Here is a 14,728-nt window from a genome sequence, read left to right as displayed (position 1 = left end):
TTCAATAAGCGCTCGACAGGGGGCTAGGGTGGCGCCACAAAAATAAAAAGGCGCACCACTATGACTGCCATGACGACGTGTCTGGACCGTCCTGGACACCTGCCCCGATTGTCTCCACATCACTTGTATCGCGCGCGCCTGGTCGAGCCGTTGCTGGCCTCGACGGCGCGGGTGAAATTGCTCTGCGCGCCGGCCGGCAGTGGCAAGAGTGCGCTGCTGGTCGAGTGCATGCTCAATGCGCCTGCAACCTGCCAGGTCCGCTGGCTGCCAATGGCGGGGGAAGCGCTCAGTGTCGATGGCTTTTGCCAGCGCCTGGCGCAGGCGCTGGGACTGGCAGCGGCGGATGAGTCGGTATTGTTGGAGTACCTGGCTCGATTACCGACCGCAACCTGGCTGTTTATCGATGACTACTGTCGTGTTCCTCACCCGGCGCTGGACCTGTTGCTCGATCGCTTGCTGGCCGGCAGCAGCCCGATGATCACCTGGTGGTTGAGTGGGCGGCGACGTGCGCAATGCAACTGGCCACGGCTGCTGCTCGGTGACGAGCTGTACGATGCCGAGCCTGCCGCACTGGCGTTCAATCAGGATGAAATCGAAAAACTCTTGCATCACCTGGAGCCGGCCCTGGCCGCGAAAGGTGCCGAGAGAATTTTCCGGAACAGTGGTGGCTGGTGCGCCGGGGTGCGGATAGCGCTGCTGCAAAAATGCGACTGGACCCGCCACGACACCCCAAACGGTCGACCGGATACCCTGCACGACTACCTGGAGCATGAGCTCTTCGCTCATCTGGCGCCGGAGCTTGCCGAGGCCTGGCGCGTGCTGGCGCAGTTGCCACGGTTCAACGCTCGGCTCAGCGATCACCTGTTCGGCGCTGGCGAGGGCGCGCAATACCTGAGTGCGTTGCAGGAGCGGGGCTGTTTCATCGAGCCCTGGCAAGACTCCACAGACTGGTTGCAGGTCTTCGCTCCCCTGAGCCGTTTGATGCGCGATGAACAATGGCCGGCCGCACGCTTCTGGCATCGTCGTGCCTGCCAGTGGTTCGTCGCCGAGCAGGACTGGAAGGCCGCGTTTGAACAGGCCTTGCTGGCGCAGGAGTTCGAGGTCGCCGTCAGCCTGTTGCAGCATTTCGGTTTCGAGCAGTTGTTCGAAGAGCAGACCGTCGTTTTGCTCCTGCGTTTGCACGAGCAACGCGGCGAGGAGTTGCTGTTTGGCTCGCCGCAACTGGTCGGCTTGATCACCGCGGCCTTGTTGTTCGCCGGGCGCTTCGAACAGGCAGCCGAGTGCATCGAACAATTGTCGCGATTCAGCCCCCAGCCGTCGGCATTTCTGCAACGGCAATTGATCGCACGCTGGCAGGCTCAACAGGGTTGGCTCCTGCATTTGTTGGGGCGCATGGATGCGTCCCGGGCGCACTTGCTCGAGGCGCTCGACGAGCTCGACCTCGAATGTTGGCCTGCCCGGCTGATGTGCCTGTCCGGGTTGACCCAACAGGCCTTGCTGCGGGGCGAACTCGACGTCGCACAGGCGCTCAGCCGGGAGGCGTTGTGTCTCGCCCGGGCGCACGGCTCACTGGTATTCGAAGGCTTGCTGGAGCTCGATCACGCGCAATTGCTCGAGCAGCGCGGAGCGTCCGGCAGGGCCGATGACCTGCTCGCCCACATGCACGGCCTGCTCTGCAGCCAGCATGGCAATGCCGGACCCTTGTTGGGGCGGATCGCCCTGCGTCGCGGCCGCTTGAACCTGAGCCTGGGCCGCGAGCAACAGGCGGCCATGTACTTCGAGACCGGTCTGCAGATCTGCTTGCGCAGCCAGGACAAACGCGCGCTGTATGGCTTCCTCGGGCTGGCCCAGCTGGCGGCGAATCGCCTGGATTACGCCCAGGCATTCGACCAGCTGCGCGACGCCGAACGGCTGATGCAGCAACGGCGGATTCCCGAGACCGTGTATCGCGGAGTCTTGCTGCACACCAGTATCCATTTCTGGTTGCAACAAGGGCGACCGCAACTGGCGTACCAGGCCCTGACCCGGGTGTTGCGTCACTATCATGGCCCCTGTGCACGCCAGGCCCCTCCGGCCACGCTGGAGCTGATTGACGGCCTGGAATTCCTGCTGGTCCTGACCGAGGTTTACCTGGGGCAGGCGCAAACGCCTCTGGAGCGGCTTGAAGGGCAACTGCAACGGGCCAGGCAGCGGGGGATGACGGCGCTGCAAGGGCAATTGCATCTGGCGCTGGCTGAAGTCGCCTGGCTTGCAGGCGATGCGGACGCTGCCCGGCAAGCACTGGCGCAAGGACTGACACTGGTCGAGCGGTGCAACCTGCAACAGGCCCTGCGCGATTTGCAGTTGCGCCAGGCGCAGCTGCCGCAAGCCATTGGCCTGACCGAGTCGCGCGATGATCCCCAGGCGCCGGGTGCGGACCAGAACCGCTTGAGCCAACGTGAAATACAGGTTCTGCGGCTAGTGGCGCAGGGCAACTCCAATCAACAGATTGCCGATCTGTTGTTCATTTCCTTGCATACGGTCAAGACCCACGCGCGACGCATCAACGGCAAGTTGGGTGTGGAGCGCCGGACGCAAGCCGTGGCCAGGGCGAAAGTATTGGGTATTGTTACTTGATGTTTGAATTGGCAGGTACTTTGTCTGTTCATGAATGCACACAAGTTTCGGGGTGTACTTCGCTGGCTGGAGTGTTTATAAAATTTGAATCGCCCCGGTAGTGACAGTCATTCAGTTTGAGTTTTGGAACAGGTTGGGGCGTTCGCAGTAACAAACTGCATAATGATGGATGCAAAAAGGACAGTGCATGAATATTAATGGATTAACCAATGAGGCCAAGTACAGGCTTCAAGAAGAATTGTTACGCCCGACCAGGCAAACACAACAGCTGCCGGATTGGCTGCGGCGTGCAAGTGAGGAGGATCGCCAATACTACTTTGATGCCGAGCAGTCCCTGACAGAAAGTGAACAGGCGCTGGACAAACTGCTGGGGGAAACAAAATCCTTCAAAGCGTTCGCCCGATTTTATGCGCAGGAAGTTGTACGGATTCTCACCGGTGAAGTTCTCGAGCCGGAACATGTTTTCGTCAACGCTCGCCACACATTCTTTGTCGGCAAGCAAAAGGTTGTGCAGGGCAATCGCGTAACGCTTCCCGAATTCATGCTCAACGGATTGTACGGATCCACCGCAATCCCGCTGGAGATCAAACTGGAAGGGGAGGCGCTGCCGTCCGGCATGGATGAGGAAGATCTTTTGGAGCTGATGCTCGACGCAAGCATGCGCAAGCTCTATGCGGAAAAATTCGAAAAGAAATACGCGGACGAAGCCGTGCTTCAGGCCCTACAGCTTCTTTTGGGGTGTCGTATAGCCCTGAGTTCGTTCAGTGCGAAACTGCAGAGACAAATTAATGACGAGAGCCTGAAGATCGTCGCTATTGCCACGCAGGGTGACGAGCAATATTCAATGGGAGCACTCTCGATCGTTGATTCGAAAAGCGGTTTCGAGGGGATGATTGTCTATTGCGGGCCACAGGGTGAAGAAGGCCCTTGTGTACTTTATGCTCCGCAGGGTCCGGGTGGCCGGAGCTGGTATGAGTTCCCGAGCTTCAGGCAGTTGACTTTCCATCTGGCTGACTGGATCGCTCAAGCCGAAGGGCGCAGTTACCTGAGCCGCCAGACCCTCGCCAGTGAACGCGCCAGCATCGACGCGTACATGAGACTCGTACAAGACTTGCCGACTCAGTGGCGTGGCATCCAGCGCGGCCCATGGTCGAATAGTGCAGAGGGTGCATTGCACAAGGCAGTTATGCAGCATGTCGATTGGCTGCGGGGAGAAATGGACGCGGTAGTGCCCGCAGGCTATCGCTCGGCTACCGCAGCCCGGCGCCAATGTTATGCCCGGCTGAACACCGAGCTCAAAGGTTTAACCCGACTTGCAAGCCGCGAGGCAGCGCTGATCAGTTACGAGGAATTCGCCCATGGGCTGATCAAGAAGTGTGCAGAGGAGGTCCTGGCGCAAAACGGCGAAACAGTCGACATCGATCCTGACCTGATTGTGGTAAGGCTTGATGCCTCGAAAGAGATGACCTTGTCCCGGATGATCATCGAGGAACATCACATTACCGAAGCCAGTGGTCCGGCCCACAACCCCGGAATCTACCCGTCCATTCGTCTATCTCCCGGTCATCCGCCTGTTTCCGACCTGCTGATCGAGTATTTGCCGGGCTGGTCAAGAACGTTGCGCCCAGGTGAGCAGTACATCGCCATGTTGAGGCGCGACTATCTGGATCAGGGCGCTCCGGGTTATGCCTTGAAGCGCGACGTCTTCCTGGATCTGCGGCGACATGAAATGCATCGATCAGCATTGGAAGAATTGTTCAGTGGTCATCTTGAACGCCAACAATTTGAGCAGCTCGAACGGCTCATTGATCAGCTGCGCGAAGCGGAACCTGGCGCAAGCCCGGATTCTGAAGATCCTGATTCCCCTCAACGCGAGGGTGTCTACACGTTTTATCTGCAAGATCGCCAGGTCGACGGCGTTTATATTTTCCGCCTCATGCGCAATGGCGTCGCCGAGGATCTGCTGTATACCCCCTATGCACCGGATTGCAGATCGTTCAGACCCTTGGCCGAGTTTGCCAAATCGGTAAAAACGGCGGGCCTTGGCAGTTATTACAGCAAGCGAGTCAAGTACACGCAGCAGAAAGTCGTCGGTGCATACCTCGAGAAAGTGAAGCGCAGCAGCATCGAGGACATCCCTCATTTGCAGTTCGATAGTCGAGTCCGCGATTTCTCCCGTTGCTACACCGATGCAATCGCTCAAATCATTGACGACGTTGATGCCAAGACTACCAGCCTTGGGGAGATCGTCGGCAAGCTGATCTACGATACCGCCGTCGCGGCGGTCGCCATTGCCAGCATTCCTTTTGCACCCATCGGACTCGCATTGAGTGCAGTCGTGATGACGAAAGCGGTGTTTGAGGGGGCTAAGGCGTATCAGGAAGGGGACTACGAGAAGTTGTTCTCAAGTTACCTCGATTGCATGATGGAACTGGCCACCATGCGCATCGGCAAATTGGGGTTCTCGGTGGCGCAGAAGGCCATTGCCAAACAGCTCGGGAATGTTAATACCTGCATGGGGGCAATCTCTGCGTGCACCGGCACAACGGTGGATCTGGCCGTTGTCAGCGAACTGATGAAGCAGTCGCTCGCCGAGCCTGATTCCAGCGAGCGAACGATCTTGATGTAATCCGGCTAGCCGATGACGGTGGACGGTTCATACCCCATCCGCCAACTGACGGCCCGGGTCGCCGCCAGCAAGCGCTGGGCCGCCGGGCCGTTTTCGTCGGCATGGAACAACGAGGCCGGGCCGACAATGGTCATCACGGCAGCCACCTGCCCGACGGCGTTGAACACTGGCGCGGACAGGGCATCGACGCCGGGCATCAACAAGCCGTGCACATGATGCAAGCCGCGGTCGCGGATCTGCCCGCAGAGCGTTTCATAGGCCTGATCATCGCCGAGGGGATGGGCGCTGACGGATTGCAGTTCCTGCTCGCGCAACTCGACGGTTTCGCGCTTGGGCAGGTAGGCGCCGAAGACCAGGCCGGTCGATGAACTGAGCAACGGCAATACCGAGCCCAATTGGGTCACCACCGTCACCGCGCGCACCGCCGGTTCGATATGCACCACGGTCGCGCCCTGGTTGCCCCACACCGCGACAAAACAGGTTTCGTTCAAGTCGTCGCGCAGTTCGGCCAATGGCAGGGCAGCAACTTTCAGCACGTCCATACTGTTGAGTGCCGCCAAACCGACGCGCAACGCTTCGCGGCCGAGCCCGTAATGGTTGGTCGCGGCATTCTGTTCGGCAAAACCACTGGCGATCAGCGCCTGCAGATAGCGATGAACCTTGCTCGCCGGCATTTGCACGTGCTCGGCCAGGCGCGACAGCGAAGTCGAGGGCGACAGCTCGGCGAGCGCCTTGAGGATGTCGGTACCCACCTCGGCGGAGCGGACTTTCTGTTTACCGTTGCTTTCAGGCTTTTCCATGGAGGGATCCCGGGACGAATGGGCGTCTTTATAGCTTGACGGTCAATACCAATCAAATTACGTTATGCGTAATCAGATTACGATAAAAACAACCCCGGCGTGCCATGATCGCTGTCATAGCGTGAAGGGCCATTGCCGACTCCCTGTTCAGGAGGCTCCATGAACTCCGATTCAAACGTCCAGGCGCTGGCCTATCAGTCAGGCTTTGGCAACGAATTCAGCAGTGAGGCATTGCCCGGCGCACTGCCCGTCGGCCAGAACTCCCCGCAAAAAGCGCCGTACGGTCTCTACACCGAACTGTTCTCCGGCACCGCCTTCACCATGGCCCGCAGCGAAGCGCGGCGGACCTGGATGTACCGCATTCAGCCTTCGGCCAATCACCCGGCGTTCGCCAAGCTCGATCGGCAACTGGCCGGCGGTCCGTTGGGCGAAGTGACGCCCAATCGCCTGCGCTGGAACGCGCTGGATATGCCCGACGAGCCGACCGATTTCATCGACGGCCTGGTGAGCATGGCGGCCAACTCTGGCGCGGATAAACCGGCGGGGATCAGCATCTACCAGTACTGCGCCAACCGCTCCATGGAGCGCGTCTTCTTCAACGCCGACGGCGAGCTGCTGCTGGTGCCGCAACAGGGCCGTCTGCGCATCGCCACCGAACTGGGTGTGCTGGAAGTGGCGCCGCTGGAAATTGCCGTATTGCCTCGCGGGTTGAAATTCCGTGTCGAACTGCTCGACCCGCAAGCGCGCGGCTACATCGCCGAGAACCACGGCGCGCCATTGCGCCTGCCGGACCTGGGGCCGATCGGCAGCAACGGCCTGGCCAATTCGCGGGACTTCCTGACCCCGGTGGCGGCCTACGAAAACCTGCAACAACCCACGACCCTGGTGCAGAAATTCCTCGGTCAGTTGTGGGCTTGTGAGCTCAATCACTCGCCGTTGAACGTGGTTGCCTGGCACGGTAACAACGTGCCGTACAAATATGACCTGCGCCGTTTCAACACCATCGGCACGGTCAGCTTCGATCACCCGGACCCGTCGATCTTCACGGTGCTGACCTCGCCGACCAGCGTCCACGGCCTGGCCAACCTCGACTTCGTGATCTTTCCGCCGCGCTGGATGGTGGCCGAGAACACCTTCCGTCCACCGTGGTTCCACCGCAACCTGATGAACGAGTTCATGGGGCTGATCCAGGGCGAGTACGATGCCAAGGCCGAAGGTTTCGTGCCCGGCGGCGCGTCGCTGCACAGCTGCATGAGCGCCCACGGGCCTGACGGCGAGACCTGCACCAAGGCGGTCAACGCCGACCTCAAACCGGCGAAAATCGACAACACCATGGCCTTCATGTTCGAGACCAGCCAGGTGTTGCGCCCGAGCCGCCATGCCCTCGATTGCCCGCAACTGCAAACCAACTACGATGCTTGCTGGGCCACGCTGCCCGCCACTTTCGACCCGACCCGGAGATAACCCATGACGCAAACTTCCATCACTCGCAGCTGGGTTGCTTCGGCCAACGATCATGCGGATTTCCCGCTGCAGAACCTGCCGCTGGGCGTGTTCAGCGTGAAAGGTTCGGCGCCGCGCAGTGGCGTGGCCATCGGCGACCATATCTTCGATCTGCAAGCGGCACTCGAGGCCGGCCTGTTCGAAGGCGCTGCAAAAGTTGCGGTCGAAGCCACCCGTGGCGGCCAGTTGAATGCGTTCTTCGAGCTGGGCCGCGAGGCTCGCGTGGCCTTGCGTGAACGCTTGATCGAACTGCTCAGGGACGGCAGCACCCTGCACGGCAAGATCGAAGCCCAGGGCGCAAAACTGCTGCCTCTGGCCGCGGATTGCGACATGCACCTGCCGGCGAAAATCAACGACTACACCGACTTCTACGTCGGCATCGAGCACGCGCAGAACGTCGGCAAACTGTTCCGCCCGGACAACCCGTTGCTGCCGAACTACAAGTACGTGCCCATCGGCTACCACGGCCGCGCCTCGACCATTCGCCCGTCGGGCACCGACGTTCGCCGTCCGAAAGGCCAGACGCTGCCGGCCGGCCAGACCGAGCCGACCTTCGGCCCGTGCGCGCGCCTGGACTATGAACTGGAGCTGGGCATCTGGATCGGCCAGGGCAATGACATGGGCGATTCCATCGCCATTGGTGATGCCGCCGATCACATCGCCGGTTTCTGCCTGCTCAACGACTGGTCGGCACGCGACATCCAGGCTTGGGAATACCAGCCGCTGGGGCCGTTCCTGTCGAAGAGCTTCATCACCAGCATTTCACCCTGGGTCGTCACCGCCGAAGCGCTGGAGCCGTTCCGCCGCGCCCAGCCTGCACGCCCGGAAGGCGATCCGCAGCCGCTGCCGTACTTGTTCGACCAGCGCGATCAAGCCGCCGGCGCTTTTGACATCGAGCTGGAAGTGCTGTTGCTGACCGAAGCCATGCGCGAACAGAACCTGCCTGCCCATCGCCTGACCCTGAGCAACTCGAAACACATGTACTGGACCGTGGCGCAAATGGTCGCGCACCACAGCGTCAACGGCTGCCAGTTGCAGGCCGGTGACCTGTTCGGTTCGGGCACCTTGTCCGGGCCGGAAAACGGTCAGTTCGGCAGCCTGCTGGAGATCACCGAGGGCGGTAAAAAACCGATCGAACTGGCCTCGGGCGAGGTGCGCAAATTCCTTGAAGACGGCGACGAAATCATCTTGCGTGGCCGTTGCAGCCGCGAAGGTTTTGCCTCCATCGGTTTCGGCGAATGTCGTGGCACAGTCGTGTCGGCGCGTTAAGAGGACGGGTCATGGAGCTCTTTACCTACTACCGCTCGACTTCGTCCTATCGGGTGCGGATTGCGTTGGCGTTGAAGGGCCTGGATTACCAGGCCCTTCCGGTCAACCTGATCGCGCCGCCAGGTGGCGAGCATCGGCAGCCACCGTACCTGGCCGTCAATCCCCAAGGCCGAGTGCCGGCCTTGCGCACCGATGAAGGCGACCTGCTGATCCAGTCACCGGCGATCATCGAGTACCTGGAGGAACGTTATCCACAGGTGCCGCTGCTGTCCACGGACCTCGCGGCCCGCGCCCGTGAGCGTGGCGTGGCGGCGTTGATTGGCTGCGATGTGCATCCGCTGCACAACGTCAGCGTGCTCAACCGGCTGCGCCAGTTGGGTCACGATGAACCGCAGGTGGTGGAGTGGATCGGGCACTGGATCACTCAAGGCCTCGCGACCGTGGAACAATTGATTGGGGAGGAGGGTTACTGCTTCGGGCCTGAGCCAGGTCTGGCGGATGTCTACCTGATCCCGCAGCTGTACGCGGCTGAGCGCTTCAACATCGCCCTTGAGGCGTATCCACGGATTCGTCGAGTGGCGGGGTTGGCGGCAGCGCATCCGGCGTTCATCAAGGCGCATCCGGCTAACCAGCCAGACACCCCATAAAGCCTCGCATGTACCTGTAGGAACCCGGCTTGCCGGCGAAGAACGATGACGCGGTATAACAGGTACACCGCAGCGCCGGGTACACCCGCATGTTCAATGAACGATGGAATTGGGCGGCAGGTGCCCCAGCCGCTCAGTCAGGCGAATCCGCTGGATCGGGTCGTCGCTGAGCAACAGCGCATGTTCCAGGTCGAAGCGCTCGGCATTCGGGCAGTCCAGCCGTTGGTAGAGGCTGGCCCGGGCCAGGTAGTCGGAGGCGCTGGCGTTGCCCAGTTCCAGCACGCGTTCGGCGTCGACCAGCGCGCCAATGTAATCGTCGTGGGAAAGGTGCAGCTGGCGCAAATTACGTGACAGGCGCTGGAGCATTTGCGCGGGGTCGGCGGTGAGCAGGTGCTCAGCGTTGAGTTTCAGGTTCGGGCCGTACTGGCGGTGCAGCAGTTCCCGGCAATCGTTGGGGTACAGGCGCCGGCCGCCGCAGGGGTCGAGCAGATGATCGGCGCCTGGCACCCGCAGCAGGAAATGCCCGGGGAAGTTGACGCCGACCAGGGGAATCTCCAGGCCTCGGGCCAGTTCCAGGGCGATCAGCCCCAGGGCCAGCGGTTGCCCGCGGCGACGCTCCAGGACCTTGTCGAGTAAAGCCACTTGCGGTCGCAAGGGCGCGAAGTCATCCTGGGCGAACCCCAGCTCGACCATGCGCCTGAGCAGGGGTTGCGCCAACTCGCTCACTGGTAGCATTGGCAAGCCGCCACTGATTCGCTGTTGCAGCTCCTTGAAGTGCGCCAATACCGACTCGGGTTTCACCTGGTTGTCATGTTCGACGGCAATCCACAGCGCCGCCTCGAACAGCGCAGGCGGTGATCGTTGCAAGCAGGCGAAAAACGATTGGCGCGGCGTCATCACAATCTCCGGGCTATGCCTCGTTTTAGACCGGTCTATGCCTTTCGTCCAGTACCGCACAGGCGCAATTGCGGTTATTTCCTAAAGCTTGTCTGGCGCCCTCGCTTATTCCGGTGCGCTTCTGCAATTTTTGGGCGCAAGCCTATACTGGCGTCTACAAGAAGTGATTCGGGAGCCCTACGATGTTCGCTCTCATGCAAAGCACTCGCCTTGAATCGCTGCATCTGAGCGTCGACCCGGCCACCGGGTTGAAGGCGGTCATTGCCATTCATAACAGCCGTCTGGGGCCTGCCCTGGGTGGCTGTCGATACCTTGCCTATCCCAGCGACGAATCTGCGGTCGAGGATGCGGTGCGCCTTGCCCAAGGCATGAGCTATAAGGCGGCGCTGGCCGGGCTGGCCCAGGGCGGCGGCGTGGCGGTGATTATTCGCCCCGTCCATGTGGCCAATCGCGCTGCGCTCTTTGAAGCCTTCGGACGTTGTATCAATCAGCTCGACGGGCGCTACATCACCGCCATCGACAGTGGCACCTCGGTGGCGGACATGGATTGCATCGCCCAACAGACCCAACACGTCACCAGCACCACGTCTGCCGGCGACCCCGCCCCTCACGCGGCGATGGGCGTGTTTACCGGCATTCGCGCGACGGCGATGGCCCGGCTGGGCAGCGATAATCTCGAAGGCCTGCGCGTCGCCATCCAGGGCCTGGGCAACGTCGGTTTTGCCCTGGCCGAACAGTTGCACGCCGCCGGTGCCGAGCTGCTGGTCAGCGACATCGACCACGGCAAGGTCCAACTGGCGATGGAGCAGCTTGGCGCGCACCCGATCGCCAACGACGCATTGCTTAGCACGCCTTGCGACATTCTGGCGCCGTGCGGCCTGGGTGGGGTGCTTAACAGCCACAGCGTGACGCAACTACGCTGCTCGGCGGTGGCCGGTTCGGCGAACAACCAACTGACCCATCTGGACGTCGCCGATCAGCTGGAACGGCGGGGCATCCTGTATGCGCCGGATTACGTGATCAACGCCGGTGGATTGATCTATGTTTCGCTCAAGCATCGTGGTGAAGAGTTGGGGACCATCACCGCGCATTTGTCGAAAATAAGCTCGCGACTCACTGAAGTCTTCGCTCATGCCCAGGCGGAAAAACGTTCGCCGGCTCGAGTGGCGGATGAGCTGGCGGAGAAAGTATTGTATCGATAAGAAGATCAAAAGATCGCAGCCTGCGGCAGCTCCTACAAAGGCTGCGATCTTTTGATTTTTACGACGTTGACTTCGCTGCTTTTGCAGCCTTGGCAGGCTTGGCCGGTGCCATTTGTTCGGCAGCTTCAACCACTTCAGGTACTTCAGGCACTTCAACCTGCGGCGCAGCTTCCGCTGGCGCCGTGAGCAGTTCGGACAAGGCGTCCGGCTGGCTCTTGAATGCCTTGGCGAACACATCGCGGTTCTTCGCCATGTAGATCCCGGCTTCTTCCACTTGCTGTTCGGTCAGGGACGGTACGGCTTTTTGCAACACTTCAGCCAGCAATTCGGCCAGCTCGAGCATTTTGTCATGACGGTCAGCTTCGGCTTTATCCATGAACAAGCGCTCCAGATCTCGGCTGCTGCGGTATACCACTTCGACGGCCATTCACCACCTCACATGCCTTCACATTTGTCAGTCTGATTCGACTACTGTATCTATATACAGCTAAGGATAAGCGAATCCTTTGGGTTTGGGTAGTGGCTTTTCAATGTAGGCCGGTTTCGGGATTTGTCAGGCCTCAGGTATGGGTAGCTGCGACCAAACGCCACGGAGCGCAGTTAACAGCGACTCGCCATCATGGTCGTGGCCTTGTTTCTGCATGCAGAACAACCGTCACGTCCAACCTGCATTATCCGGTCGAGTCGACCTAAGGAAGCATCATCGTGAAAATCAACTGGGCCGAAAAGCTGCGGCAGAACGTGCATGAACTGGCCGAGTCGCTGGGCAACCTGTTCGTCGAAACCTTCCACTACCTGGCGCTGTTCGCCATTGGTGCGGTGACCGCGTGGGCCGCGGTGATGGAGTTTCTCGGGATGCTCGAGAAGGGGGATATCAAGATCGATGACATCCTGCTCCTCTTCATCTACCTGGAACTGGGGGCGATGGTCGGGATTTACTTCAAGACCAACCACATGCCGGTGCGTTTCCTGATCTACGTGGCGATCACGGCGCTTACGCGACTGCTGATTTCCAACGTGTCCCATCACAGTCCACCGGACTTGGGGATCATTTACCTGTGCGGCGGGATTCTGCTGCTGGCGTTTGCGATCCTGGTGGTGCGCTATGCCTCCTCGCAATTTCCGTCGGTGAAGATCGAGCACCCGCACCGTAAAACGGGTGCGGGCTCGGGTGAACATCCGGAAGTGGAGAAGGGTGAACTTTAGAGCCTGATGGACGGGCGCGGCCGGTTTTTTACAGAGGGTGGCGGCAGGCTGCGCGTGCCGTCATCGGTCATGGCTTCGAGGATGGCCACCGCGCTGTGGCCTTGTTCGATCGCAATGCCGAACTGAATGCTTTGTACCAGGCGTTTGAGGCGTTGGGGATCGTTGCGTTGCTCGGCACTGATCATGCGTTTGGCTACTACGCGGCCACTGTTGGAGAGGGTCAGCATGATGCTGCCGTCCAGACCCTGAATGCTCAGGTTGATCTGATAATCCGCTGCAAAAGCATCGGTAATGAGCTGAAAAGGGTTGTCCATGATGCGTCACCGCTTGATTGAACGTGCAGTTGTTGACCGGCCATGATCGGGTTGGTTCGCAAACCCGGACCATCGGCCATTTCTCGTCAAATCGCCATCATTGTTCCAAGCGGGATGTAGCAAGGGGCATGCCGGAAAGATTGTCGGACAACAAACGGGGGCAAAAACACGGCGGGCACTGTGGTCCGCCTTGTTTTTGCCTACCCGTTTCAGGGCACTGACTGCCCGCATGCCACCAAACCGGTCAGCACTCCACCCAGTTCACTGCCAGGCCGCCACGGGATGTCTCTTTATACTTGTCGTGCATGTCGGCACCGGTGTCGCGCATGGTGCGGATCACCCGATCCAGGGAAATGAAGTGTTTGCCATCGCCGCGCAGGGCCATCTGCGTGGCGTTGATGGCCTTGACCGCAGCAATCGCGTTGCGCTCGATGCACGGCACTTGCACCAGCCCGCCGACCGGGTCGCAGGTCAGGCCGAGGTTGTGTTCCAGGCCGATCTCGGCGGCGTTTTCCAATTGCTCCGGCGTGGCGCCGAGCACTTCTGCGAGACCGGCGGCGGCCATGGCGCAGGCTGAGCCGACCTCGCCCTGGCAGCCGACTTCGGCGCCGGAGATCGAGGCGTTTTTCTTGCAGAGAATGCCGACGGCGGCCGCGCCCAGGAAGAACGCCACGACGTCATCGTCCGACGCATCAGGGTTGAACTTCATGTAGTAGTGCAGCACCGCCGGAATGATCCCCGCTGCGCCGTTGGTCGGCGCGGTCACCATGCGCCCGCCGGCGGCGTTTTCTTCGTTGACGGCGAGGGCGAACAGGTTCACCCATTCCATGGCCGACAGGGTCGAAGTAATGACGTTCGGCTTGCCGATTTCCAACAGGCTGCGGTGCAACTTCGCCGCGCGTCGCGGCACATTCAGGCCTCCAGGGAGGATGCCTTCGTGCTCCAGCCCCTGCTCGACACATTCGCGCATCACCGACCAGATGTGCAGCAAGCCCTGGCGTATTTCTTCGTCACTGCGCCAGGCCCGTTCGTTGGCCATCATCAGCTCACCAACCCGCAGACCGTGCTGGTTGCAAAGCTTTAGCAGTTCGGCAGCGCTGGAGAAATCGTACGGCAACACCACATCGTTGGCAGGCGCCACACCGGATTCGGCTTCCGCCGCCTCGATGATGAAACCGCCGCCGATCGAGTAGTACGTTTGCTCGAACAGTTCGCCAGTCTCGCCAGACGCGGTCAGGGACATGGCGTTGGGATGGTAGGGCAGGCTCTCGTCGAGCAGCAGCAGATCGCGGGACCAGTCGAACGCGATGCTCGGCTGGCCGGCCAGGGACAACTCGCCGGTTTCCCGCAGGGTATGGATGCGGCTGTCGATGGTGGTGGGATCGATACGGTCTGGCCATTCGCCCATCAGGCCCATTACGCAGGCACGGTCGGTGGCGTGACCGACGCCGGTGGCCGACAAGGAGCCGTAGAGGCGAATCTCCACTCGCCGCACATCGTTCAGCAGCGCCTGGTCGACCAGCGCCTGGGCGAAGGTCGCCGCGGCGCGCATCGGACCGACGGTATGGGAACTGGACGGGCCGATGCCGACTTTGAAGAGATCGAAAACACTGATAGCCATGCTAAAGCCTATTCCTGCAATGGG

The 14,728-nt window shown here is 60.7% G+C and carries 11 protein-coding genes and 1 pseudogene; 7 read left to right on the top strand and 5 right to left on the bottom strand.

The annotated features are described in order from the left end of the window. The first annotated feature begins 60 nt into the window (after positions 1-60). Complete coding sequence (locus SOP85_RS02755) at positions 61-2,616, top strand: helix-turn-helix transcriptional regulator (RefSeq protein WP_323626008.1); 2,556 nt, start codon at positions 61-63, stop codon at positions 2,614-2,616. Positions 2,617-2,803: 187 nt separating this feature from the next. Then, positions 2,804-5,245: a dermonecrotic toxin domain-containing protein gene (locus tag SOP85_RS02750; protein WP_323626007.1), complete on the top strand. Its 2,442-nt coding sequence runs from the start codon at positions 2,804-2,806 to the stop codon at positions 5,243-5,245. A gap of 5 nt (positions 5,246-5,250) precedes the next feature. Here the strand turns inward: SOP85_RS02750 and SOP85_RS02745 are convergent, their stop codons facing one another. Next, entirely contained in the window at positions 5,251-6,045 is a 795-nt protein-coding gene (locus SOP85_RS02745; RefSeq protein ID WP_274073971.1) for an IclR family transcriptional regulator, read from the bottom strand. A gap of 159 nt (positions 6,046-6,204) precedes the next feature. Between SOP85_RS02745 and hmgA the strand changes: the two genes are divergently transcribed. The 3 genes from hmgA to maiA are packed head-to-tail and all read left to right on the top strand — an operon-like array spanning position 6,205 to position 9,464. Beyond that, a complete protein-coding gene (gene hmgA / locus SOP85_RS02740) occupies positions 6,205-7,509 on the top strand; it encodes a homogentisate 1,2-dioxygenase (protein ID WP_274073970.1) in 1,305 nt (434 codons plus the stop codon). A gap of 3 nt (positions 7,510-7,512) precedes the next feature. Beyond that, the gene (gene fahA / locus SOP85_RS02735; RefSeq protein ID WP_323626006.1) at positions 7,513-8,817 is read left to right on the top strand and encodes a fumarylacetoacetase; all 1,305 of its coding nucleotides are present in this window, start codon (positions 7,513-7,515) and stop codon (positions 8,815-8,817) included. An 11-nt stretch (positions 8,818-8,828) separates the two neighbouring features. Next, positions 8,829-9,464: a maleylacetoacetate isomerase gene (gene maiA, locus SOP85_RS02730; RefSeq protein ID WP_323626005.1), complete on the top strand. Its 636-nt coding sequence runs from the start codon at positions 8,829-8,831 to the stop codon at positions 9,462-9,464. 93 nt (positions 9,465-9,557) lie between these two features. Here the strand turns inward: maiA and SOP85_RS02725 are convergent, their stop codons facing one another. Continuing rightward, the gene (locus SOP85_RS02725; protein ID WP_323626004.1) at positions 9,558-10,361 is read right to left on the bottom strand and encodes a SirB1 family protein; all 804 of its coding nucleotides are present in this window, start codon (positions 10,359-10,361) and stop codon (positions 9,558-9,560) included. Between the two features lie 182 nt (positions 10,362-10,543). On the opposite strand from SOP85_RS02725, the gene SOP85_RS02720 reads away from it, so the two are divergent. Beyond that, entirely contained in the window at positions 10,544-11,563 is a 1,020-nt protein-coding gene (locus SOP85_RS02720; protein WP_008054432.1) for a Glu/Leu/Phe/Val dehydrogenase family protein, read from the top strand. 187 nt (positions 11,564-11,750) lie between these two features. Here SOP85_RS02720 and SOP85_RS02715 read toward each other — a convergent pair. Next, positions 11,751-11,990: pseudogene (locus tag SOP85_RS02715) on the bottom strand (YebG family protein); the annotation flags it as partial. A 278-nt stretch (positions 11,991-12,268) separates the two neighbouring features. On the opposite strand from SOP85_RS02715, the gene SOP85_RS02710 reads away from it, so the two are divergent. Next, complete coding sequence (locus SOP85_RS02710) at positions 12,269-12,769, top strand: phosphate-starvation-inducible protein PsiE (RefSeq protein ID WP_274073966.1); 501 nt, start codon at positions 12,269-12,271, stop codon at positions 12,767-12,769. Here SOP85_RS02710 and SOP85_RS02705 read toward each other — a convergent pair. Together SOP85_RS02705 and SOP85_RS02700 are read right to left on the bottom strand one after the other, a co-directional pair. Beyond that, positions 12,766-13,083, bottom strand: a complete 318-nt coding sequence (locus tag SOP85_RS02705; protein WP_274073965.1) for a DUF3509 domain-containing protein — start codon at positions 13,081-13,083, stop codon at positions 12,766-12,768. The two genes, SOP85_RS02710 and SOP85_RS02705, sit on opposite strands and share 4 nt — an antisense overlap. A gap of 244 nt (positions 13,084-13,327) precedes the next feature. Then, entirely contained in the window at positions 13,328-14,704 is a 1,377-nt protein-coding gene (locus SOP85_RS02700; protein ID WP_323626003.1) for an L-serine ammonia-lyase, read from the bottom strand. Positions 14,705-14,728 lie beyond the last annotated feature (24 nt).

This window comes from Pseudomonas sp. YuFO20 (genome assembly GCF_035064975.1).
Lineage (GTDB): Bacteria > Pseudomonadota > Gammaproteobacteria > Pseudomonadales > Pseudomonadaceae > Aquipseudomonas > Aquipseudomonas putida_AE.
The sequence above is the reverse complement of the archived record's forward strand: the minus strand, read 5'-3'. Positions and strand labels throughout refer to the sequence as shown.

What these genes read in the sequence shown, in the direction of transcription:
- SOP85_RS02755 (WP_323626008.1), top strand. Translation starts at nt 61, where the DNA reads ATGACTGCCATGACGACGTGTCTGGACCGTCCTGGACACCTGCCCCGA.
- SOP85_RS02750 (WP_323626007.1), top strand. Translation starts at nt 2,804, where the DNA reads ATGAATATTAATGGATTAACCAATGAGGCCAAGTACAGGCTTCAAGAA.
- SOP85_RS02745 (WP_274073971.1), bottom strand. Translation starts at nt 6,045, where the DNA reads ATGGAAAAGCCTGAAAGCAACGGTAAACAGAAAGTCCGCTCCGCCGAG.
- hmgA (WP_274073970.1), top strand. Translation starts at nt 6,205, where the DNA reads ATGAACTCCGATTCAAACGTCCAGGCGCTGGCCTATCAGTCAGGCTTT.
- fahA (WP_323626006.1), top strand. Translation starts at nt 7,513, where the DNA reads ATGACGCAAACTTCCATCACTCGCAGCTGGGTTGCTTCGGCCAACGAT.
- maiA (WP_323626005.1), top strand. Translation starts at nt 8,829, where the DNA reads ATGGAGCTCTTTACCTACTACCGCTCGACTTCGTCCTATCGGGTGCGG.
- SOP85_RS02725 (WP_323626004.1), bottom strand. Translation starts at nt 10,361, where the DNA reads ATGACGCCGCGCCAATCGTTTTTCGCCTGCTTGCAACGATCACCGCCT.
- SOP85_RS02720 (WP_008054432.1), top strand. Translation starts at nt 10,544, where the DNA reads ATGTTCGCTCTCATGCAAAGCACTCGCCTTGAATCGCTGCATCTGAGC.
- SOP85_RS02705 (WP_274073965.1), bottom strand. Translation starts at nt 13,083, where the DNA reads ATGGACAACCCTTTTCAGCTCATTACCGATGCTTTTGCAGCGGATTAT.
- SOP85_RS02700 (WP_323626003.1), bottom strand. Translation starts at nt 14,704, where the DNA reads ATGGCTATCAGTGTTTTCGATCTCTTCAAAGTCGGCATCGGCCCGTCC.